Annotated in this window: 18 protein-coding genes; all 18 read right to left on the bottom strand. The window is 50.7% G+C overall.

All coding sequences use genetic code 11. The features are described 5' to 3' along the window. Positions 1 to 24: 24 nt before the first annotated feature. Positions 25 to 1,971, bottom strand: coding sequence for a hypothetical protein (locus NIT79A3_RS05065; protein WP_013965174.1), 1,947 nt, complete (start codon positions 1,969 to 1,971; stop codon positions 25 to 27). Between the two features lie 114 nt (positions 1,972 to 2,085). Beyond that, complete coding sequence (locus tag NIT79A3_RS05060; RefSeq protein WP_013965173.1) at positions 2,086 to 3,459, bottom strand: hypothetical protein; 1,374 nt, start codon at positions 3,457 to 3,459, stop codon at positions 2,086 to 2,088. A gap of 30 nt (positions 3,460 to 3,489) precedes the next feature. Then, positions 3,490 to 4,770, bottom strand: coding sequence for a hypothetical protein (locus tag NIT79A3_RS05055; RefSeq protein ID WP_013965172.1), 1,281 nt, complete (start codon positions 4,768 to 4,770; stop codon positions 3,490 to 3,492). 16 nt (positions 4,771 to 4,786) lie between these two features. Further along, positions 4,787 to 6,139: a hypothetical protein gene (locus NIT79A3_RS05050; protein WP_013965171.1), complete on the bottom strand. Its 1,353-nt coding sequence runs from the start codon at positions 6,137 to 6,139 to the stop codon at positions 4,787 to 4,789. A 42-nt stretch (positions 6,140 to 6,181) separates the two neighbouring features. Then, on the bottom strand, positions 6,182 to 9,124 hold the full coding sequence (locus tag NIT79A3_RS05045; RefSeq protein ID WP_013965170.1) for a phage tail protein: 2,943 nt from the start codon (positions 9,122 to 9,124) through the stop codon (positions 6,182 to 6,184). Continuing rightward, positions 9,124 to 11,487: a baseplate J/gp47 family protein gene (locus NIT79A3_RS05040; protein WP_013965169.1), complete on the bottom strand. Its 2,364-nt coding sequence runs from the start codon at positions 11,485 to 11,487 to the stop codon at positions 9,124 to 9,126. Before NIT79A3_RS05040 ends, NIT79A3_RS05045 begins: the two co-directional genes overlap by 1 nt. An 18-nt stretch (positions 11,488 to 11,505) precedes the next feature. Next, positions 11,506 to 11,904: a GPW/gp25 family protein gene (locus tag NIT79A3_RS05035; protein ID WP_013965168.1), complete on the bottom strand. Its 399-nt coding sequence runs from the start codon at positions 11,902 to 11,904 to the stop codon at positions 11,506 to 11,508. Continuing rightward, complete coding sequence (locus tag NIT79A3_RS05030) at positions 11,901 to 14,024, bottom strand: hypothetical protein (protein WP_013965167.1); 2,124 nt, start codon at positions 14,022 to 14,024, stop codon at positions 11,901 to 11,903. Before NIT79A3_RS05030 ends, NIT79A3_RS05035 begins: the two co-directional genes overlap by 4 nt. Positions 14,025 to 14,028: 4 nt before the next feature. After that, complete coding sequence (locus NIT79A3_RS05025; protein WP_013965166.1) at positions 14,029 to 14,751, bottom strand: phage baseplate assembly protein V; 723 nt, start codon at positions 14,749 to 14,751, stop codon at positions 14,029 to 14,031. After that, on the bottom strand, positions 14,751 to 15,821 hold the full coding sequence (locus NIT79A3_RS05020; RefSeq protein ID WP_013965165.1) for a contractile injection system protein, VgrG/Pvc8 family: 1,071 nt from the start codon (positions 15,819 to 15,821) through the stop codon (positions 14,751 to 14,753). The genes NIT79A3_RS05025 and NIT79A3_RS05020 overlap by 1 nt, the downstream gene beginning before the upstream one ends. A 34-nt stretch (positions 15,822 to 15,855) precedes the next feature. Beyond that, positions 15,856 to 16,032, bottom strand: a complete 177-nt coding sequence (locus tag NIT79A3_RS18560) for a hypothetical protein (RefSeq protein ID WP_013965164.1) — start codon at positions 16,030 to 16,032, stop codon at positions 15,856 to 15,858. A 143-nt stretch (positions 16,033 to 16,175) separates the two neighbouring features. After that, positions 16,176 to 16,865, bottom strand: a complete 690-nt coding sequence (locus tag NIT79A3_RS05015; protein ID WP_013965163.1) for a LysM domain-containing protein — start codon at positions 16,863 to 16,865, stop codon at positions 16,176 to 16,178. 5 nt (positions 16,866 to 16,870) lie between these two features. After that, on the bottom strand, positions 16,871 to 17,338 hold the full coding sequence (locus NIT79A3_RS05010; RefSeq protein WP_013965162.1) for a phage tail protein: 468 nt from the start codon (positions 17,336 to 17,338) through the stop codon (positions 16,871 to 16,873). A gap of 2 nt (positions 17,339 to 17,340) precedes the next feature. Then, on the bottom strand, positions 17,341 to 20,160 hold the full coding sequence (locus tag NIT79A3_RS05005) for a phage tail sheath family protein (RefSeq protein ID WP_198009391.1): 2,820 nt from the start codon (positions 20,158 to 20,160) through the stop codon (positions 17,341 to 17,343). Positions 20,161 to 20,273: 113 nt separating this feature from the next. Further along, entirely contained in the window at positions 20,274 to 20,726 is a 453-nt protein-coding gene (locus NIT79A3_RS05000) for a phage tail protein (RefSeq protein WP_013965160.1), read from the bottom strand. Between the two features lie 11 nt (positions 20,727 to 20,737). Further along, positions 20,738 to 22,453: a phage tail sheath subtilisin-like domain-containing protein gene (locus NIT79A3_RS04995; RefSeq protein WP_198009390.1), complete on the bottom strand. Its 1,716-nt coding sequence runs from the start codon at positions 22,451 to 22,453 to the stop codon at positions 20,738 to 20,740. 250 nt (positions 22,454 to 22,703) lie between these two features. Next, positions 22,704 to 23,567, bottom strand: a complete 864-nt coding sequence (locus NIT79A3_RS04990; protein WP_013965158.1) for a hypothetical protein — start codon at positions 23,565 to 23,567, stop codon at positions 22,704 to 22,706. Beyond that, entirely contained in the window at positions 23,564 to 24,151 is a 588-nt protein-coding gene (locus tag NIT79A3_RS04985) for a DUF4255 domain-containing protein (protein WP_013965157.1), read from the bottom strand. The genes NIT79A3_RS04990 and NIT79A3_RS04985 overlap by 4 nt, the downstream gene beginning before the upstream one ends. Positions 24,152 to 24,301 lie beyond the last annotated feature (150 nt).

Raw genomic sequence — 24,301 nt, 5'->3', positions numbered from 1 at the left:
AGCGAACCCTACGCCGCCTAAATATTAAATGATGATAGCAATCAAAACGATGATCAGTAAAATCAAAAGCCAGACCCACCACGGCCAGCGGTGCCAGAAACCATCCTCCGTAACTGCCTCATACTTCACCTTCAAAACTGTCTTGCCATCCACGGGCACCCGAACTAGGTTAATTTTGCCGTCGCTGGCAATCGGCGTCAGAGCATCGCCTGTCAGCGAATATTCCCAGCGTTTGACCGGTCCTTCGTGCGACAGTACATGACTGTAACTGTCGGCCTCTTCAAAGATGGAATAGCTGGTATCACCCAGTGTTAGCGTTTGTCCCGTGCGCCGGAAAGCGCTAGTAACAGAAACCCAAGTGCTCATCGGCTCATTTGAGCTACCCCAGCGCTCGAATATCGCTCCCGCCAATGACGTGGCAGTCTGCCCCCATTGTCCATGGGAGCCCTCCCTCGTCTCACGGATCCTACCCTTGAGCCGAACATCAGGATTATCGTCCGGTTGTTGCTTCTTGGGCATCCAACCATCATAGGCCAGAGTCGATGACAAGAATCGATGACTGGTTACGAGTAAGAACTCGTGATCGGTCTCTCCTGCAGGAGAGGGACCGTAATCCTCACCGCTCACCACCACCTCGCGCTTCACCTCCGAAAGATTTGCAAAGGCGAGGTTACGGCGGTAACTGCTCTCGCGAAACGCCGCGTTTTGATCCGAATCCAACTCGACCAGCAGGCACTGGTCGCCGCCGTGGAATTCGTACTTATCCCGCACACCTTGGTCGATCTTCCAATCCATTTGAAGCTGTGTAGTTCCATTGTTTTTAAGTACTGTTACGCGATCTGTGGGGTTCTTATTGTTTGGTCCAGGAGTGGCGGAAGCCGCAGGATCGATCTTTCCCCAACTCCCGTTAGCGTTCGGATTTGGCCCGATCCCGAAATCCGCCAAACGAAATGTGGCATTGACCCTCAACGCATCGTCCGTCGTCGAATCGTTCTTTAGTTTAGCGACAAGCGTATTCACTGTGTTAAGTGTCGCATCGATTGTGCCGGTCACCACGCCCCCCGATAGGACTCCGATACTGTTCCAACCACCGTCGAAATAGACACCCGTTCCGGCACCGAGGATACCCTGGCCCATTCTGGCGGCTGGAATCATGATATCGTTCAGGGATTGGTAGGGGCCGTCGGGGTCATTATCTGAAATGACGTGACCTCGCGGCCAACTGAATTCCGTGAGCACAGCAAAAGTCAAGGTAGCAGGCGCTGTACTAAAGCGCAAGACATTAAAATACAGACCGAAACCGGCAGGATTCAGGGTAATCCAATCCGTGCCCCCCTTTGCAACAGTGGCAGGGAGCTTGATCTCCACACTCCAATCGCGGTCCCCATCGCCCAGATCCCAGGAGCGCGCTTTTATCTCAACGTTCTGAATCGGGACGACTACATCCTCCCAACTGGCAGGATTGCCACCAACGCCGGCAACGAATTTAGAAAAAATTGTGACTGCTTTGCGATTCGTTCGAATCGGTATCGAAACCGTTCCGCCGTCTTTTCCGGGAACTGTGAGGATCTTGTCGGGATTCAGATTCTGCGGATTATCGCCGGCACCTGCACCGATTGGTTCGATATTCGGACGAATCAAGATTCTCCGGGTACCGACACCGTGCTCCGCGGTGTTGAAGTTCGGTTGAAGTACCAAAATGATTGCGTCCTTATCATTGAATTGCAGGTCAAACCGAACAACGAACGACAGATAAATGAAATCATTTGAGTTCGAATCCTTGAGCGCTTGGAAGCTCACCACAGGAACCCCGCTCGCACCAGCATAAGTCAGGCGCGTGCAACCAACCCATCCGGATTCGATCAGCGGATCGGGAACGCCGATCTCCCATTCGGCAAATCCGTCTATATCCGGTGCACGATAGTCGAAAGGCAAACCCTGATAAGGGGGAAAACCGAGTTTTTCAGCCATAATATTCTCCTGATTAAAATAGGCAATTTTTGCCGGGTTGTGCGTGGCAGGTATTCGGATTCCGAACCCCCAAACGCCGTTTAGCCGAGGGCATTGTCCCCGGCTTATACTGTTTCACGGCATGTAGCCGCGGATGGAGATCGTGGTCCATGAGGTAAATGTTTCGGTATCCGTCGCTGGTGCTCCGGCTGGCGGTGTTCTGGTCGCCTTGATGGTCAGTGTTCGTGCCTCACCGTGCTGGGCATCCGCAGTCGCCAGCAGCTTGAGGATCACACCAATCAACTCGTTCTCACCGTTTTGCTTGCCGGTACTCGATAACGGGCTAGGTTTTATGGGCGCCCAGGCCCCGGCGCTGGCTGGATCCATAGTCACTTCGTAGCTGAAGTTTCCGGCAATCTTGAATGTTACGCGGAGCGTCATCAATCCCACGCTGCCGAATGGAATCTCAACGAATTCCTTGCCGGTGACAGAGTCGATAGTGCGTCTTGCCTTGTTAGTGGCAGTTGGTTGGGTCGGAACCTCGTTAACCCAGTCCACACGCGGATCACTAAACGGCAGCTTCTGCCCCACGGTTATAACAAGGGGATCAGAGCTCTTACTAAGACCAGCGTCATTATTGACGGATCGCACCCTGATGAATAGTTTAGCGATAGTGGTATTGGCAGTCGCGCCCGCTGGCACCACGACATGTGCAACGACCTTAACGGGCGTGAATGCGGGTAGCTTCAGCGGGGTTTCCGTAATTGCATCACCGGTAGCCGTCTTGAGAGTCGTTGCATCTTTCCATTGCTGTACTGTGAAACTCCCAACGGCGTCAATATAACCAGCCGAGATCACATAGGACTCGTCAACATCGGTTTGCGAATTGACCATGAACCCAATATCATAGGTGCCTGGTGAGGCAATAGCGGGAAGGTTTCTGTTGGCTGTATCTTCCGTAAATGATACAAAGCCTTCTGGAATGATCAGCCTAGGCAGGAGAGTAATGGCTTTGGATGTGAATCCTTTTTCAGTCTGTACCGAGACTTTGGTGTCGAGCTTTTCGCCTGTGATGTCGATGAGCGGGATGCCAAAAACCAGCTCACCATCCGGGCTGGATTGAAACCTTTCGATGGAAAAGCCAGCGATCTCAACAATATTCTTTTCAGGTGGTGTATTGAAATTCCTGCCGATGACCGTAAGAGTTCCACCAACCCGCTGCACAGCAGGGACAATCTGGTCGATGATGGGGGCCTGTCCGATCGACACACCGCTTTCCAATTGCGCCACGCGCAGATTCAGATTAATCAGGTCATTCAGGATCTGATTAATCAACTCGACAGTAATCAAATCACCTGGCCGCACCTCGCTCTTCTTTTGTGAAAGTATCGCGGAAAGCAACGCCTCTATCTCGGCGCTACTTAGCTTATCTTTGAGTTGATCAATGATCGCCGACAACGGAACAACGATATTCCCAGGATTTGCGTTGGTTATTGTTGATTGAACCATAATACTCTCCTTCGAAGGCCTGTTAATTTATTAGCGCGCTAGCGCATAGTTGCTGTAATTCCAACGAGCAAGATCAAACTGTGCATCAGCAATGTACGGCAGATGTCCGCTGGCAAAAACTAAATAGGATCGCGGTTTTTGCTTCCCACTAGCGAAGTCAATCGCCATGCGATTCTCCCGCACCCGATACAGCCACAGCATTTCCCCGCTTTGCGTATCAATCGGCGGATAGCAGAGACTGTCGCGTATCAGCGCTTCCAGCCGCGCGGCGTTGATAAAAACCGGTGAACGGTAGGTGAGGCCGGTAAAAAACTTTGTTGCCTGGGCATCGGTCGTATCGGTTTCTTCGGCAACCGGGATGATTCCTACCGGAGGACAATAGCGGAAATGACTTTGCGCGGTCACCGAACCCAGATCACCGTTGAGTTGGGGCAAACCTGCGATCTGCGCCTGGAACTGCTGGAACATCGCCTGACCGACAACAAGGCGGCGCCCGTCAACCAAACTGGGGAGCGCATCGGCGATACGTGACAGCGGCCTGCGCACGGCCCATGCATCGATGAATTGCAGATCAGCCACACCGGTAAAAAACATTAATCCCAGCGGCACTTCCCTATTGCTTAGCACCGTTTTACGCAATGTCTCCAGTAAATCATCCTGGCGTGGTGTGGTTTCCAGCAGATTTTCAAACCACGCAGGCTGGATGCCAGCGCCAAAACAACGGTAGGCCAGTTCGTTACGGAATGACGATGCCGCGACATTTAAATCCGCATACAACGAACGATTAATTCGGATGAGCCGGAATTGCACGGTTTCAACTGTGGTATCCGTGTTACAGCGAATCTGACTGGGGTCCAAACCATTGTTGGCGGCTTTGCCTTCGGATTTTTCCGCCGGCGCGATCGTTAAAAGATAGACACCTGCGCCTGCCACATAAGTGCCGCCAATGGGGTCCTTGCAGTTCCCAAATAGACAGTCGACACTGGTTGCTTCGAAACTGCGCGCTAATGCTACTTGCACCTCTTCGTTCAAGCGCAACGCCTGACCTTTGCCGTTGAAGGCTAAACCCGCTTTAACTTTGACCACCGGCTTATCGGTTTGACTAGCCTGCTTATCGTGCTCGATTTGCAATCCGAATGCCACACCTTCACCAAGCGCCAGCCCAAGCCGCGCATCGGCTTCGTGACGGGCATCCTGCTCGCGGGTAAAATCTTTGCTCGTGAGCAAGCGGCCATTAAAAAAGTTGACTGCACGGATACTACTCTCATCAGTCACCGGTTCTAGCAGTTGCAGGATAGAATTGCTATTCATAGCTATTTCCTTTTTATCAGGCTACCGCAATAACATGCCAGGTTTTTAGACCATCCGATACCAAAGTGATGGCTTTTTTGGCTGCCACAACCTTGGATTTCTCATCATCAATGAGATTGCCTGCCTGACTTTTAATCGTGGAATCCTTGTTGATACTTTTGACGATATAAATCCGCCCCTGGTTATCCGCTCCACATTTTGGCAAAGTCAGCGTTGGGCCATCGTTACAGACGATGCAATAGTGGCTTGCATTAAGTGTTAAGTCAGTGCTGGTAGAAGTAATCGCAATGGACACGGTTCCGGGTGTGAGACCCAAAACTTGCTCTGGCGCTGAATTGCATAGCAACCATTCCTGTAATAAGCGCATGTGCGCCAGATACGGCCGCATGCTTTCATCGGCAATAATCACATCTGCTGTTCCATCCACCTGCCAAGCTCCGGCTGGCGTTCCGCCCGCCCGGATTACCGGCACTTCCAGTCGAGCCAACAGCAGACACTCGTCATCGCTTCCGGGAAATGTTCCGCATAGGCGTGCTGTCCAGAGTGGCCGTAACTCAATAACCCAAAAGCGAAAGGCCAGACGCAAAAACTGACTGAGCTGTTCGCGTTTAACCGGCAAGATAATGGGGGTTGAACCGTCGACTAGATAATGTTTCAACGATTCGTACAATTCAGCTGCCGATTTGGCTGGATTTTCTTTCACTGCGTCGATCCACGGCTGGATTGCTTCTGTTAAACCCTTAATCCAGATTTTCTCATCGGCTGCTGTATCACTGATCGATACATGTTGTTTTAGCCAGGTAACAAAGTCCCGCGCGGCGTCTTCTTCAGTCTGGGGCGGTGCTTCAGCTTCAGTGCGTATTTCCAGATAGTAATCATCCGCAATGCGCGAATCCGCCATCAGTTTGTCTTCCGAGCGGCAAGGGTCACCGGGAATCGGCACTGGAATCGCTGTGCAATCTTTATAGCATAACGTGAGGAAGAGAAAAACCTTGCCATCATTAGCGGGAAGCGGCAATAGCTTATTGATTTTTTCCGCATTCTCGGGTTTAGTTAACCATTGATTGATCAGCGCGCATTGATCATTCGGCACGCATACCAATCGGCCGCTTGGAACAACAGCGGCTCCCCGCTTGACATGCACACGCGGCCCATCCACTCCGGCATCTTCGATAACAACCGCCAAGCCACTGGTCGTGCCATAGCCAAGCAATTCTCGCACCGCCCATTGATCACGATTCGAAAGATAGCTGAATTCCTGTGTAAAGTCATCGACGCCCAGTACCATACCTTTGGTATAGTTGACGTGTAGCGCCGGATTCTGCCCGGATTGGGTCAGGGCAGCCGAGGTTTCATTACAGCATCCCATGATATGCTCCCAGAAAATGTTTGAAAATGACCATATTTCACCTCAATGATTGAGCAGATATCTATCGGTATCTGTTGGCGATTTGGGGCCACCGGCAAAACTTGCGCCGAGGTAAACCCGGCCTAACACGGCATCCGGCAATAACTGCGGCGCCCGGCTACCGACATCCAGTAAAGTATCCAGCCCCAAACGCGCTTCACCAATGCGATTAAGTGCCCAGTAAAAGCGTACGTCAAACACAGTGTGCGCCGGTTTTTCCAATTCGACGATACGGCGTGCCAATTGCAAGTGCCGCTCCATTTCGGCTGGGTCTTCGGTAACGCTCATGACCGGTAATAACACTGAAAACCGATGTGCAGTCCGTGCTATCGCCAGCAGATGCTTTTCAAACTGTAACCAGTCGGTTTGTGCTTCATTAGTTTCCGGCAGAAAGTCCGACAAGGCGATAAGATCGAATGCCGGCCAGGAAGTCTGATAAACCATATTTAGTTTAGCAATGTGCCGGTAGCGGCGGGCAAGAAAATCCTGCCATTGCCTGCGAGTCATGTTAGGTAGCGCAGAAAAAGTGCGCCATTTTTCAGCCAGAGTTGAATCTTTTGGCCAATCGGATGGATATTTAGTAGAAATTAGATTGGGAGTTTGCGGCGCCTGCTCATCGTCTGTTTGCACTTGTAATGCCAGATAGCGCTGCCAATTCTGGCGGTCCGCTGCTCCGATGCTTGGCACAAATCCAAGATGCTGCTCACAAAATTGCCGCCAGCGCTCTTGTACAGCAACATCCGATGGCGGTGCTAATTCGAAGGAATTGAGTTGCTTTGCGATCTGAGGGTCTGACATAAACTCGGCATAGCGCTTCAGTAAGCCCTCATTATCTTCTTGCGGCGACCACTGCTCACCGGTCTTGACTATGCGAAAACCACCAGCGTCATCTCTTCCTGCATCCCCCGCAACTACTGCACCGACCTTGCGTATCTGATAAGTTTCAACAATGCGGATCGATTGTAAATGGAGCGTGTCTGGGTTTGGATCAGCAAAACTTTCGTCGGTCAGACAATTTTCGAAAGCAACGGCCAAGGCCAAACGTATCCCATGCGCCGTGCCACGCCAGCGAAAGAAGTCCATCGCATGTTTAATAAATAAACGGCGGCGCCATTCTTCCCACGTTGGATCAAGTGCAAGATCAAACCATCCGGCCAACCACTCCAACGCCTCCGCAGGAGCGCAGCGTGGATCAAACAATGACTGGATCTGAACGATACGGTCTTCGATCAGGGTGTTCATACCTTCCATATTCGCCAGGAAGCGCTCGAGAAAATCTCCTGCTATCGGGTCCTCGCGATACACCGCGGGCAAAAAGCGTTGCGAATAGGAAAAACGGGGATACCAGGCACGTAACGCGCGCAACCTCGGTGTGACCATGCCATTACCGTTGAAACGCAATCTGATTTGCAAATAGCGTCCGTGCATCTTCTGCAATAGTAATTCCCAGGTGCCGATGCCAGCTTCACGTTGAGTAGAGCGGATGGCTTCAACCCGTAACCACGGCAATTCAGCGCCATCACCACGCAGATAGAGCTTGGGTTGTTCGACCCAAGGATCAATAATTTCACAAAATTCAGCATTATCCAGGGGCGATTTTAATGCTGACGTCTCACATGGGACAGTTTCATCGGCAGCCCGGCAAAACACTTCGATGGATGAGCCGGATGGAATACAGGCATCGAGCATTAGGCGATCCCACGTGCATTGCTGTTCCAATCCATCGAATAGCGGTGTAACCAGTTCAGCGGTCTCGTGGTAACTTGCGCGTGGCTGCTGAACAATCGGCACCCATCGGATTGTTTTAAGTCCGCTGTCATAACGGGCAGTATCTTTGACTTTAATAACTGCCCGGCCGCCAAATAGCCGCAATGGAAATAACTCGGGAGTCTGGCTTAATGCCACAACGTTAGTTTCCTTCGTAACATCAAGTGCCAGCACCTGATTCCCAGATGCAGTAACCACAAACAATTGGGGTAAGAATGCCGTTACAGTATGTGTGTAAGCCTTTGATAGAACGAAATCATGTGCCAATTGATCCAGTTTATAGGCCATGCGAAAATTATTGCCCTGGCGCTGTAAGCAGAAGATGCGCGATTGATTTTCAGACTGATTCAATTCGAGAATCAAAATATTCTCTTCATCCAACACTTCAATCGATATAGGTTCGATATTTTCTCCAATAGCTGCAGCCAAAACAGCCAGATCAATCCCTGCCGGGAAAGCGCTTACTAAGTGCTCTCGGGGTGGCCCCTCCAGTGGTTGGAAAATATCCAGTTCCGGAGCTGCAGGTGTTCCTGAATCTTGAGTTTGACTGACGACGGCAAGGTTACGATCCAATTCCCACAAATGCGCATTTTCGTGATCTAACACCCACACTCCACCACCACGGCGCTGGGTCATATCGAATGGTGCAAAAGGGGGAATTGATGCAGGCCAGAGCGTCTCGACCGGGGGACCGCCAGCCATTAAATCAAAGGCAAGAAAACCTGTATTCGATTGCCCAGTAAATGCCACTACCAGATAATGATCCTCAGTTACCGCCAGAGCCTTGAAAGTTTGATTATTCTCTGTTTCTAATTCAACAGGCTCAAATTCACCATGACCGGGACGATGCGCGAAATTGCAATCCATAGGACCGTCTGGCCAAAATGCACTGTCGCTGTCACTGCCAACCGACCAGACACGTATTCCGGTTTGATCCGTATCGATCCAGTAGATATTGCCGTAACGATCTGCCGCCGCAGAACGACGGGCATCAAGCGTAAGAGGGGATTCTCCCGGAGTCGCAGCTAATAATACCGGTTTACTCTGCAAACGCAACTCGTTGCGTGTTGCATCCCAAACGGGCAGCGGTTCAACTGCTCCTTTATCTTGGCGTACAAGGCAGCGATTCCAATTGTCTTGTCCGAGCAATAAGTGGAAACGGCTATCATTGACGTTCATCAGCAGCTCTCCGGTATGATCGGAACTGGTAACAGCACTAATGGCGTACCCGATGTGCCACCTGTTGTACCGGAAGTTCCAATAGAAGAATCACCGCGTATATCGGAAATTGACACCGGTTCACCGGCCACTACCGAAATACCAAGAACTCGCGGCAGCTCCAATCCCATCATCTCGATTACTGCTTTGTTGGAGCCTGTTTCTTCAGCCAACAAAGCATCGTCGAATATCGAGGTCACACCCGGTACCCGCGCGGCTTCCGCTAATAACACTCTCGCACTGACTGATCTGCGCAAAGGCCAGCCTTGGGCAGCAGCCTCAGTTGCCGCTCCAAACAATAAACCAGTTTGCGCTGCATACCCTATTTGGCTTGGATCTGAAGGGATAGGGGCAAGAAATTGCCGCAAACGCCGCTTGACTGCTTCTGTTACTTCCGCCACAGAGAATCTCGCTTCCACATCAATGCCGATTGATATCCAGATCGATTTGTAAACAGGGCCGCATACCACTAATTCAGTCGTAACCAGTCTTCTCGGTTCAAGATGACGGCAAAGACTATTAAGAAACAATGTGTCAGCACGAGGAGCATCAGGTTGACTGGGGTCGAAACGCGGAATGGCCATCACGGTCACAACGCCGGGCACTGAACCAGGTTCATTTGGTACGAAGTCCGGATGAAAGGCTGGCAGAATCTCAATACGACCTATATCAATTCCTGGAGTACGCCAAGCGATAGCTTTGAAATCCTCAGCACTTACTAGGCGATCTCGATGCTGCAGAAAACGTTTAATTTGTTTCTCACCGTTTTGTGCCATTTCTGCATCTGCCCCTCCCCAGGTGCGTACCGGATTGGATACGCTAAAGCCTGAAGGTAATTGTGGCGCATTATTGATTGATAGCGGCGCGACGTTACCGGCCGATCCTTGGCAAAATTCATAACTGGCAAATACCCTGGTTCCTAAAGGCAGACGCCTGCCGCGGAGGCCATCGCCGAAAATCAGAATTCCTGCTTCATGGTCTGCCTGAAAGACGTTGACTCTATCGTCGTTGCGTTGTTTTACTTCCGTTCTAGCCGCCGCAGTGGGTGCGGAACGCGCATCTACCACTGAGACTTCAGGCTGGGCCGCCAGTAAATCGTCGATCTCAGTCCAAGAAAGCTGTGTCGTATCTGATTGCGTATAGACTTCGATTGATCCCGCAAGAACCGGAGCTCGCGACAATCTCCGGGTTTGATCCGGTGTTCCGTCTCCGTCAGCAAGCCGTTCACGCGTCACCCGTTCACGCTGACTAACAGGTACAGCATTGATTCCCGCCCACAAAACACGAGCTTGTGCTGCACCAGTCGCACGCACCCGTAGCCAGGTAATGAGCTTTGATAAAGTGGAATCTTCCAGCATAGGCGGTAAATCACCCACCCCTGCTTCAAGCGGATCCAGATCGCGCCATACCCCTAAAACTTGAGAATCAGGTAAGCTCAATTGCACGACTCCCGGCATCGCGAGCAAATCTTCCTCACCATGCGGTTCTAATTGCCTATAACTTGGCATTGGGCGTCCCTGACTGTCTCGCGGTATCTTATCATTACGATTGTTTATTTTTGGTAGCTCAAAGACCAGCATATCATTGGGACGGGCCTGACCACCGGCGGCTGTCCGCATTAAAGTTTTATCCAATGCGGGTACTAGGCCAAGTGTTAGCGTGCGGCCACCAATCTTGTCGTATACCGATTTCCACGGATCTTCTGGATCTAAGCTGCCGGGCTTATCATTCTTACGTGCCAGAATTGCAATCCACAGTGACCGATCGACAGTATCATTATGAAGATCAACCTGATCAACCACAGCAGGATCAAGCGCAATGGTCTCATACAAGTTAAGTTTAAACTCAAGAGGCATCGGCTTTTGATAGGAGGCATAAAGCAACCGGTAATATTCGACAAGATCAGTTGGTGCTGGTTTAAGCGGGCGCTTGAAAAATACCTGGGCTTCAACCGGCAATACATCAAGCCCTTGCTCTGTCCGGAATAATACGTTACCGGCACGAACTTCCAGATCTGATGGCAGGGTTTCTGTAACCAAAGCCCCTTTTTCATTATTAATCGTAACTAATCCGCGCGCTGCAGTCGCGGTTTCTAAATGTATCTTTAATAGCTGAAGAAATTTAATGCGGTTACGTTCTGGAATTAGGTTAGCGCGGTACAACAGATTTTCAGTAAGAAATGCGTACAGCTGCACTAATGTAACGCCTGGGTCGCTATCATTAAAATTTGTCCACTCCGGCGTGTGTACTGGAGCCCGCGCGAGTAATTCATCCACAAGCTGCTGGTAGCGGCGATTATCAATACGAGGCAGTTCAAGCGGCATAGTAACAATCCTTCTTTATCATGAGCTTTTCAGTGGAATAGCAACGCTGATTCTTTCTCGACCGCTGGTTGCTACCAATCGATAAGTAATCGTCGCAAGTGCAGCGGATAAATCGATGGGATCGGCAGCAACCTCAACCGATTCAACCTGGATCCTTCGTTCCCAGCGTGTCAGTGCCCCGGTAATTGCTTGTTCGATACGGGCATGAGTGGCTGCGTTGTTAGGCTCAAACAAAAAACGGCTGAGTCCTGCGCCGAAATCCGGCAGCGCAATGCGTTCACCTGGCTCGGTTTTGAGAATCACAATCAACGATTCACGAATATTACTTTCTCCTTCCGACCATGCAAAACGGCCATCAGCCCCGATTCGCAATGGAAATGACAAGCTACGGCCAAATATATTGTTCGAGTTACTCATTCAGACCCTCCTCGTTTGCCCTTTAAACCAGGAACAGGAAAGCACATGATGAAATACGGGATCCAACGAAAAATGAAATCCAGCAGCGATACGATAATTATCAAAAGAATAAGGGCGCAGATGGTAATGATCGGAATCGACAACGAGCAGATCATGCCAATGCTGCCGGCATTGTTGCTGCAGGCCCCCCCATCACCTACATTAAGATCTTTATGGAATGGCCAAGGTAAAACAGATCGTACTAAATCACCTAAGCCCAGACCCTTGGCACGTTGTATCTGTCCACAGAGCACGTCCGAGATAACGAATGCCGTATTTTTACGATACTTGCGCAACCCTGCGGGTGTAGTGTCCATCGGTAAGGTGATCCGAATTGGCCGAGCCGGCGCATCGTAATCAAAAAAACTGGCTAGTTGAAAACGCTGAGTCGATTCAGATAACGTCGGCGGATGCAGTGGGCCGCAATTCTGGATTCTGTGCACATAACGTATGACAAACCACCCGGCGTCGCCTTGGGTATCTTTCAGCGCTTTGCTGAGTTGCAACGCAAATGGTGGCTCCGGCACATCGGTTTCAGGTTTTCGCTCCAGTGCGCGCGCCACGAGAGCAGTCAAACGATCAAGCTTCTCAGCTTCAACTGCACCTTCAGCAATATTGTTACCCATCGCCACTTTCGGATCCTCTGGCACTTCACTGTTTATTTCATCCGGACTGGGGATTGCTAAGGCGGTAAGTGCTTTAAACGCGCCACTCGCTTGCATATCCGTATCAAGACCCGCAAGCAGAAAATGGAAATTCGGCCATTCCGCATCACTAGCGTTTATAACACCATACAATTTCTCTGCCCCTTCAAGTCCAGCTCGCACGGAAGGTTTCCAAACTGCCTTCAATGCTTCTCGCAAAGAAATTGAAGGTGGCTTGATCGGCGTTAAAGTAGGCATGGCATCAAAAAGGGCCTGAGTCATTTTGGCATCGCCGAGCCAGTTGTAGAGTGCTAAGCTTTGAGGTTTAAGCGCATTGATTCCCACTCCTTTTTCGATGGCTGTCCACACATCAGGTAAATATGTGGCCAAATAATCCGAAAAATCGAGCAGAATCAGCCAGGATTGCATCTGCCATTGCATATTGAGTGTTCCTGCACGCGGCAGTTGATCTTTGGTGGTTTCTGGCCCTCTGGGGTCACTAGATTCTTCCAACGAATCTTGCGCTTTATATGCAGCTCGAATCAGAGTTTTCCAAGGCTCGGCCACTTCCATTCTGAACTCAGTCATGCGAGCGGTAATGCTATCTGGCGCACTGGAAGTTTTTGATGGCTGCAGGGATTGCTGCTGCGCTTCCGTTAGTGATAGCGGAGCACTCCGATTGATCGCTGTGCCCATATATTCTTCGCGGCGCCCCACTGGAATCAATCCGGTCCAAAGCGTGCGTGGATGATCGGCCGCATCGCGGTAATTCAGCGGGAATAGCGGCAACAATTCTTCACTAGTTGCTAATTCTGCCGCACCCCCTTCATCCGCAAACACTTGCTGCCAGCGAGCACCTTGGTCATCTTTAACAAAAGCAAATTCAGTTAAATCGGCTTCGCCTTTGCTGCCCACCTTAGCAGGTAATAATCTTCGCAAAACGAAGCCTATCTGTTCTGAACCACCCTGGATTACAGCCCGCTCTGGCAGCCCTGCTACACGGCAGATCAAGCTTGCGCTTACCAGGTAATATCGCTGGTGCGCCGGTTGATAAAGCTTTAAGGATAAACTACGTTTTTGTTTTTTCTCTTCAACAGAAGAAGTCGACTCTACTGCTTGCACAGGTGATTTTGATCGTTTCAATGTAAAACGGCGAGCTAGTGCTTGCACGATCTTTGGCATAGCAACACGCTCTTTCATGTCTTTTTCATTAACGACCGGTGGCGTGCGCCATGTCTCTGGTCTCGCCAGCATGTTACCGATATGCGCAGGATCACGTGTAAGCGTGCTGATCATTTGCTCCATGAAGTCGTCGGTAGCAAACCGCAGAATCGCGGGACGAAACTGATCCGGTGCTGTAACTGCCACATCGGATGTCGCTCCAAAACGGGCCCATAAGGGTTCCGGAGCCTGCCATTGAATAGGATGAGTACTCATAGATTCACCATATATTCCCCGCACCCGGCGTATAAGATGCCGATATGACGCTGTTACTTATAATTGTGTCCGCTTGCACTACACCAGAAAATTTTGACATACCTGCATCCACTGTTACCATTCCGGCTGAAATTGCGATCTGGCTGGCATTAACAGTTACTTTTGCCGAAGCATTGATCGTAATACCGCTTGCTTCGAGTTTGACCGAATTGCCGTTACTATCAATGATTTCAACAGCCCCTAGCCCATCTTTAAGCGTAACCTTTTGACCGCCTGGCGTTTCCATCAATAGTTTTTCTTGTCCATCCTGATCGTCAAGCGTAATTTTTACACCATTGCGTGAGCACAGAACTTTCTTGTAGTTGTTACCAGCACTATCCATGGTTTCGGGTGCTTGATCACGACCGTTCCAAAGCCCCCCGAGTACATAGGGTCGTCGAGCATCTCCTTGCTCGAATGCCACTAGAACTTCATCGTCGACATCCGGCACAAACCAGCTACCGCGATTATTGCCTCCAAACAAAGTGGCAAGACGTGCCCAAGCTTCGTAACGTCCGCCTTGCGCATCGGGTGACCAGGGTAACGTAATCTTCACGCGCCCTTGGTTATCTGGATCCTTTATTTCGAGCACGACCGCCGGAAATACACCGTACCAGCGCCCTCCCCAGCCACTTGGTATTCGTTCATATAGCTGTTGCTCAAACGCGGAAAGATCAATTATTTTCATTACACGCTTCCTTTACCCAAGGATGGACGATCGCAACGAAACTCGGTGCGCATACCCGATTTGTCAAAACGGTGATGAACAAATGTCAATGTGTATTCCCCTTCGAATAATGGTCCCAGTCCGCTCAATTTAAGTTTGGCCCCTACACGAAGCTCAACTTGCGTTTCGGCTACACCCTGACCTACTACAAAACGACGCGCTAGATGGCGCAAACTGGCTTCAGCTAAAGTACGCGCTTCACTTGAGTTGCACGGCAAACCATGCGCAAGCGTATCTGCGCGTTTACCGAAGGCGCTGAGCAGCGTCGCCATTCCGCTATCGCCATCGTTGAGTTCAGCACGTATCGCAGCTTCATCAGCCTCATACCGTGCGGCTTGCTTGCTAGTTACATCCCATCCGGCTGCGATTAGGTTAGTTCTTTGATGTGCTAGATCAGCACTAACTCTAAACTCACGCAACTCCCCACCCCAAGCAAGCTCTACGGTCCCGCCGTTACGCCGCGAGCGTGTTGCTACCCTCAATGTTGTATTTTCTACCCAAATCTGAGCATCCTCGCTTCGTGCGACATCTCTTAAAAATACGAGATCGCTCTGATTCATCTGAGCTAAAACCTTGTGTTGTGGTCCACTTAAATCGACCTTGGCTTGTAAGCCGTGATCGTTAGCGATGTGTTGCACAACGTCACCCAGTGTGGCGTCGGCAAAACACCGTGTATGCCGCACCATGCGCAAATCTTGTAAACGATCTTCCGCACACACGCCGATCTGCGGAGGGCCTCCATCTGGAAATCGGGCGTTGATGGCGCTAATGCGTCCCTCAAACAAAGTATCGGTAGCGAGCTTCACCTTGATTATCTTGCCGAAATCGATTTGGGAGCGATCAAAATGCTGGAAGCCAGATTTTTCCGGGCCACCCCAATTACCCAATAGCAGTTCACAACGTGCCAAACCGTCATCCGAGTCAATAATATCGAGACATAACAGTGACGATGCCAGAGTAGTAGCACGTTGCCCCTCGATTTCTATCGAAGGTCTTGCCTCTTTAACCGGTATACTCATCACTGCAACCATAGCCGCACGCTTATCCTATTAAACATCTTGCCCGTTAATGAGCCCATGATCGCAATGATTGATCAGCTATGCTACGGAGTACAATTGCCAGATCATGCGGTTCGAGAGCACTGAGTTTGTTGCTGCTCTCATTTTCACCGCTCTCTTGTTTTTGTTTCTGTTGTTCCGGTACTTCAGCGATTGCCTCAAAGCTATTAATCACAATTGCCATGATCATTCTCCTTTCTGACCAAATTTATGAATCATCTCTACCATCTCACTAATTTCCTAATTTCCTCTGCGGAATTAGGATGGATGTTTTTCCTTTTTTTCATCCCAGAAATATACTTCCACGAATGAAGCGCTGTTTCATGATTACTTCGGAAAAATAATTCCTGTATTCCGATCAACACCTACATTCAAATCTATCAACTGACCCGGAGACAAACGCAAAGGATCCTCAATTTGATTGGCGGCAGCGATGGATTGCCAATTTCCCTTGCCACGCTTAGCAGCAATACTCTGCAACGAATCCCCGAACTTTGCACTTGTTAAAGGTTTGTGGCCTATACCGTTTCCTTCGAATTTTGCTTCGAGTATTTTCTGTTGTGATAAGTTAAGCGTAATACTTGCCCGCAATGGCTTACCTTCTGGTGAGAAAAATTCAATCGTTTCCTCGATCCCTTCTACCATACCGTCGAACACGAAGGATCCCCAAGAAAACCTCACCCCTGGGGGAACCTGCTTTTCAGAATCAATCTTCTGCGGGGTCATAAAGTACACTACCTTCTGAGTCAGGCGTCGCACGTCATCAACCGGGTCTTGTTGCATCGCCGTTACATCGAACCACAATTGCAAGCTGAGCTTGGTTGTACCCGCACCAACGAATTGGCGACCACCAGTGCCGCTGGCCTGGTCACCTCCCTGCGGTTGTACTATCTGATTGGCATAGCTAAGCTTTAGCGATTCAGGATTAAACTGCACTTCGATTTTTTGACCACCATCCTTCTCGTTCTTAAAATCACCGGTAAGCTCGATTAATTTTGCTTTTGCTAGTCCACTCATTATTTTTACCTTTTTGGTGATATGAATTTGAATTGCATCGATTCGTAGACGATTTGCAATTCCTCGATGGCAATCATTCCATCTTTGGCGTTTAGAGCCGGTGATTTGATTTTAACCGGCAAACAACGCTCCAGCGTGAAACGCACCCGCTCAGTGCTGCCATCCTCGGCCAGCATCACGATTGCCGCATTGGCTCTGAGGTGTGGCTGAGCGATGGTATCCTGAAACCAGCTCCACAGATCAAAGCTTTCCGTCATCCCTCGTTTCAGCGTAAGTTGGCCGTAACTGACCGGACCATTCAGACGGATTTGGCGGTTATTACCCCCCCCTTCACGGATGGTTTTTACTTCCATTGACATCTCTAGCCCGTCACACTCGGAAAACGCAGCATTCACCAAGGGCTTCCCGTCCTCACCCCGGTTGATTTCCACGGAGAAGTTAAAGGCTGTGAAAGGATAAATGAGGGCGGCCATAATCAAGCCTCTTCCCGGACGGTAAGGCGCTCGCCGCTTTGTACCAAGCGTACGGTCAGGAATCTCAGTGGCAGGGCAGGCGCCACCCGCAGTTCGACGAAGAATCGACCAGCCTCGCGGTCGATGGCGCGATTGATTGATTCACCGGCAACAACCTGGAAGGACTGCTCCTCCGTAGCCCCGGCAAAGGCACCACGCCGGAACAGGTCGACCAGCATCAGATTGAATCCCCGTTCCACGGCCCGGCGAAGGATATCGTCGTTGGGTTCGAACACATAGCTAGTACCTCGCCGCAAGGCCAAGCGCCGCAACAGGATGAGCAGCCGGCGCACGTTAATCGGTCGCAGCTCGGGTTCATCCGCTAGCGTATCGGCGGCCAAGGTAAGAAAGCCGCGCGCATCGGCCTGCACCAGGTTGATTTGTGCGTCCTGCAACGCCTGCCAGACATTGGGTTCGATCGGCGGGGTGAGTGCGGACACATCCCGGAACAGTTCGTTGGCGGGCGCTATCCAGGCACCTCGACGAGATGCACGGGAGGCCAACAATCCGGTAACGATGCCATTCGGTGGACAGCTCCGTTGCGCTTTGGAGAACGTCTGGCGAAAACCCGGAAAACTTGGCGCGGCAAAGACGATCCATGGATGGTAAAGCGCACCATAAGACAGGGCGCGACGTTCGTTGAAATCGAAGCCGCTCAAATCGGCCCCTTGCCCATGTCTGGCAGCCTGCAACGAAGCTGCATGGCGTATGGCTTCTGCCGACCGGTAGTGGCACGGAAGACCGAGAACGGCGAACAATTCCCCGCTGGCAGCAGCAAGGCGCAGGACAGCGCGATGGATGCTTAACAACTGAGCCGCACCGCTTTCGGCATAGTCCGCCGCCAACCGCGATACCCAAGCATTGTCACGCACTGCTACAGGTAATATTTCGGATGGCGAACTTGACTCGTCGCCCATAATTGCTGTAATCCGGTAATAAAAAATCCCCTCACTGCTGACGGATACATCGAATCGTTGTTCTGAGCCAATATAAATCTCGCGCGCGTCACCGAAATCGGCGCGACGGGCTTCCTCCAACAAGAAATCGGCCTTAAGTCCGGTATCTTGCCACTTCCATTCCAACTGGAAGTTACCATACGAAGCATCGTTCTGCGGATTTTTCCAGCTAGGTGTTTCCAGCTTACGCGTACTGCAATCCAGAAATCGGCCAAAATCCGGCTTATTAAGTTCTATTCCAGCGGGAATCGCAGCACAGAGACCACGATGAGTGTGCCAGTGCGCAGGAATCTTTGTTTGCACGGAAGGCGGAGCAAGTGGTTTTGCTAATAGACGTTTTTCCCAGCCGATATGCAAGGCATCAGGCACAGCGATAAGACTGGCTTCGTTGTACATGCCGCCGCTACCGATGGACAGTGCTGCGTGGATGCCGAGCGGCACCCTTGGCTTTTCAGCGAAAAAGCGAATCGCGTCGGCTTGTGCAATGAGCTGATCGGTATTGAGTGATGCCAGTTCGGGGTCGAGGAACAATTCGGCATCGAAGCGTGAGAGGCCATCCCGTTCCAATGGCGTAGCCGCCTGCTGCAACGGCGCCAGCGCTTCTCCGAACAAAGCCGTAACACCCAGAGGAATCCAAGCCATCGGCGCACCAATGCCGCGTTCCTCATCCCTGGCGGCTAGCGGAAATCGAGCGGATGCATCGAAAGGTTTGAATCCGACCGGCGCTGCGATCAGACCAACAGGCGGGGTATAATATACTGCATCGCTGACTTGCCGCCACCAAGCGTTGTGGTGTGCGGTCGTCAAGCCCACGTTGGTCAGATGAGCGATATTCGTTTGTTCGGCCAGCACGCGCAGATCCAGGGTCAGCGACGCGGCGCGAGTCGGAGCGGGGATCGGGAATGTCAACTCGGCTTTGGTCAGTTCGCGCCAAGCCGAACCCGCTGCTTCAAAATTCGTCTGGCCCTGTTGCTCCTTTTTCGGGCGAAACGATAGCCGATCGATCCGCAACCAGATAATTGTATTGCCACTCTTCCAGCGAATCCACTGGCCGACGCCCGGGCCGGAAGAGCCGGCCATAGAGAAACTGATCTTTACCTCGGATTCCAGTATTGAATCGCCTGTAACAATTTCTAAAGTTGCTTGCTGCAGAGTTCCTGGAATACCGAGGATTTCCACTTCGCCTAACGGGGAAGGTGGAGAATACAGGCTTCCTGTAATTGGTTTAAATGCAGCTCGAAGTGTAGCTTCCATCCATCGAGGCAGGGTTCCGGACACCGAATCCACAGTGGCGTAGCATTTGATTCCGGGAGTATCGGACACTGTGGAGTCGTACAACTCAATCAAATCACCCGCCTGCAAGGGCAAGTCAGCCAGGAAGCCAAAGCGTCGCACATCCGCATCCAGTGGAAACCGGCAAGCTCGCACTTCGAAACTCGACACAACTAGGGCTGTTTGCAACCGCAGGCCATCGGACCAGGAACCCAGACTACGAGCTTGAGCTTCCGCTGGGTCTAGCTTCGACCCGTCCCCGGACAACATCAAAACACCAGACACAGCGTAGCGGTTTGCTTCGGCAAGTTCACGCTTCTCAACCGTTCCTCCGGTCGCTTGGCGCCACCGGTCCTCCAATTCCAGCGTGCGGGCTACTCGAATCACCCAACAGCGCTGCCCGCCATTAGAAAAGAAGCCTCGGATCGCCGCATCCAAATAAGCCCAAACCCGTTCACCACGTTCAGCGTCAAATGCTAGCGGAACCTCCGATCCAAAGATTTCGGTATAACGCGTCACACTTTCAATAGCTACCGGAACATGTACCGGTCCCATCGCAGCGAAACCAACGAACACCGCCACATCCATACGCGGCAAAGCCTCTGAAGGGGGAGGTGGCGAAGCATCGACGCGTATGCCAGGAAGTCGGCTTAACGCAAGCATGATACTTATTCCATTTCCAGCCGTTCGTAGGCCAGCACCAGCTCTTCCATGGCTACGTCAGTGCCTTTGGCGTTGAATGGACCGCTAGTATGCTTAATAATACGTGCGCGCAGAAGTTTCCAGGTTTGTACTACTGCAGTATGGTCTTCACTTTGCAATTGAATTGTTACTGTCCGAAGTGCTTTTTGATCTCCATTTCGAATCTGATCCAGCCATTCGTAAAGATTAAGCGATCCTATGACGCCTCTTTTCATAGTGACATCGGTAGATTTATTCATACCCGTGACTTTCATCACGCTGTTCTCCTTGGAGTTGCCAGTACGGTACTCGGACACGGTAACCTCCATACCGATCCCGCTTAATTCCTGAAATCCTGCTTGTGGCCCCTCAGTAACTCCATCACCTAAATCAACAAGGAAATTAAATTGAACGTATGGACGATCTCTTAGTATTGCCATGATAAGCCCTCTTAGATTTTGCGGTCAGCGGTCCATTGACCGATACGAAAAATAACAAACTCAGCTGGTCGCAACGGCGCTAATCCGATAAGACAAACCAATCTGCCATTATCGATATCATTTTGCGACATAGTAGATCGATCACATTTAACAAAGTATGCCTTCTCAGGTTTCTCACCCAGTAATGCCCCACTCTGCCACTCGTTAAGCATGAAATCCCCAATCGTACGACGGATATTAGCCCAGAGCAGCTCGCCATTCGGCTCGAAAACCGCCCACTGGGTACCCTTGTCGATAGAATGCTCCAGATAAGCAAAATAGCGCCTCAGGTTGACGTACTTCCATTCCGGATCAGAACTGATAGTACGAGCTCCCCACAACCGCATTCCACGTCCTTCAAAAAAACGAAAGCAGTTGATGCCCTCGGGGTTGAGGACTTCCTGCTGCGGTTTATTCAGAAATTTCTCGAAACCGATAGCCAAGTTGACAACCTCATTGGCTGGGGCTTTATAGACTGCCCGGTTGATGTCATTACGGGCATATATACCGGCCACGAAACCGGATGGAGGTACATGGATTTCTTGTTGCGTCAGGGGATCTACGATCTTGATCCAAGGGTAGTAAAGAGCAGCATGCGATGAATCCAAACGCGCTCGCATAGCCCGCACTTCCGAGATGGCCTGGTTATTGCCGCTGTCGATAACGGCAATGCGGTAGCGCATCCGCTGGGCATGGCCGATAAGGTGGCCAATGATAGCTTGCGAATTTTGCTGATAGTCTCCTTGATAGCCGAAAGTAGAACCCGGTGCAGCGACAATGGAAATGTCCTCCAAGTCTTCGAATTGCTTGAGTCCAGTCTTGGGATCATCGCTTTCACCGCCGCCCTTGCCTTCATAGCTCGCCGAACTGGGCCGCATACCGTCATCACCATTGATTAGTTGAACAAAAACACTACGTTGCCGCGTGTTGCTTTTCGGGTTTCCGATATTCGCCAGTAAACCCGGATCGGTTGGAGAGGAGGCCTTATAGGAATCAATAAAATTCCTCATGACGTCGACACCTGTGGTGGCTTTCACTTCACCGTCGATAACGACAGGGATGGTACGTGCTCTCGCTAAGCTAGCCGGAGTTTTGTCGAAATATGCAAACACCGAGTCAGGCGAACCGGCCCGCTGATGCTTGGGATCAAGGGGAAGATCAGCAACGACAAATGGTTCGGATCCCGCCGCTAAGGGCTCGACCGCGACCGTGACGGTAACAATGCGGACTTCGTGTCCCGATGATGGGTCGAGATCTTGTAATTTCAGGGTTGCTGTGGACAGATCTTCCCCGGAAGCCGCAAATTTCCAGGTACGCAGATCGGCATCCCATAGCGCGAGGAAATAGTCACCGGTTTCACCCGGGGGCGAAAATGGAGATGTCACATCACGAATCAACACCACATCACGATCAGAAACAGAATTAAGTCTGTTCGTCGGGTTTGTGCTATTGGCTTCCTGTACCAAAACGTTTTGCCCAGCTTTCAGGATGAAAGTAACGCGGGCATCGCCTGCCTTGCCTGGAAACCGCGCACGGATACGGAAGAAGTGGTTAGTGCCGCCAACCAAGTCAACCAAGTCGCCCGCTGCATAACCGGATTCTGTATCAGGATCACTGGGCTCAAAGACTCGACTGACATAGAGCCGCTTGCCACCCTCCTCGAAAAAGGCTCGTACAGCGTGCCACATGAAGTTATCGATCTCTCCGTTGGAGAAGCTCAGTTTATTCCTCCCGCCGTAGGTGCGCTCGAATTCTACCAGGCTAGTGATAATTTCAGGTTCAATATCAAGCGGCCCAAAGCAGGTCGGGCCGATAAAACCGGTCGTTGTGGTACTGACACCCTCGATGGATTTGGCACGAAATGATGTTTCTTCTACATAGACACCTGGGGCTAAATATTCGGGCATAGCTGCTCTCCTCTCATTTTTTCAATGCGCATCAAACTGTGTTAACAAACAAAAAAGATGAATCTTGGCTACGAACTGTTAATGATTTTCCGTATTCAATCTCGAGTTGTGAAGTCTCAGGAAAAATTGTGCACGGTGAATCTGATTGACCAAGGATTGCTGCCAAGTCTGGAATATCGGGCGCTAAGATGGTTGCTGGTTGCGGCACATAATAGGCAGCCAACTCGATATTCCAACGAAAATCGTTGATGGCCGATAGTGGTGAAGTAAGTACTGGTCGTGGCCGTTCCGGGTATGGAAAAATAATCACAACGCGCCCCTCTTTATCAGCCACGCCAACCCCTCGGACTATCTTATCGATACTTACTGTGAGCAAACACCAAGCTGCGGGTCTATCCGTTCCATTCTCTCGCAGTTGTGACCGCACTACAGCAAATGTTCCTGGAACTTGCCGACTCGGTTTTGAAAACAAGGGAATATGTCCGACCATAGATGCCGGTGGAGAACCGTTATCAGTTGGCAAGATCAATGATTTTATTGGAGACGTCCAATTGAACAAACCGCGAACTGGCAAGTCCGCATCAAATGTGAATGGTTGGAAGCGATCAGAAGGATCTCGCACTTCGACCCGGTAGTGACGTAGCGCAGTCCGCCAGATTTCCACGTCATCTTCATCATTACCTAGTTCAAAATCGCGCAACCTTGGCAGACCCATCGCACAATAAATGCCGCTTCGATTGACAAAAGCACGTGTGCGTGATTGGGGTCGTGCCCGTGCCACAACATCGATCTCCAGTCCGTTCAATAAATGTGTGGCAGTGACAGCATCCCATAAGCTCAATCCGATCGGTGCACGGCGTGTAGCACGCTCCCAGATTTGCACTCTCGGTTTCATGAGATTAACTCACCCATATCAAAGCTACGCGTTTGGACTAGCGATCCATCAGAAATGCTCACACCAGAATCCACCATAACCATGCGCAGCACGTAGGTCATTGACAAAGGTAACGTCCTTAGTCGATCCCAAATAGTAAAATATTCATTTAAGGCTAGCGGTTCGCAGATAAGATCAATACTCTCAGTTTCTGCGAAGATATTGGTTTCAGCAACGTAGTGATTTAGATGACTTGAACTAAGCGTACCAACATCCTCTAACATTCGCATCACCCAGCCAAGCATGCGATGCTGACTCTCGGTACTTTCAGCCCATGGAGTAATCATGTAATACAAATCAAGCGGCAATGACGGTCTAAAACGCTGACCGTTTTCGGTACGCCGGTAGGTTGTGTTACGTACAGTTCCGTTTATGGCAACGCGATACAGATAGATAGAAAAACCATTCTCCATTGGTTTTTCGAAATTGCGAGTCTGATAGAGTTCAACGTTGAGAGTTGTACCAAACTCATCACGCGGATAGCGATCCCGGATAAGACCGGCAAGGGTAGCACTCGTCGCACCAATTGCTTTGAAGTTAGCCATCACGCACCTATTCCTAATCTTTCACTGGAACTATTCTCAGTGATTAGTAAAGACAAAGACTGCTTGAAGCATTAACACAAATATTAGAAGGTGAATCAGCGAGATTCCAGAATGCGCTGAAAGTAGGTTTATTGATCCGGCCATTAAAAA

It is taken from the genome of Nitrosomonas sp. Is79A3, assembly GCF_000219585.1.
Lineage (GTDB): Bacteria > Pseudomonadota > Gammaproteobacteria > Burkholderiales > Nitrosomonadaceae > Nitrosomonas.
Note: the sequence above shows the minus strand (reverse complement) of the source record. Positions and strands in the feature narration are given on the sequence as shown.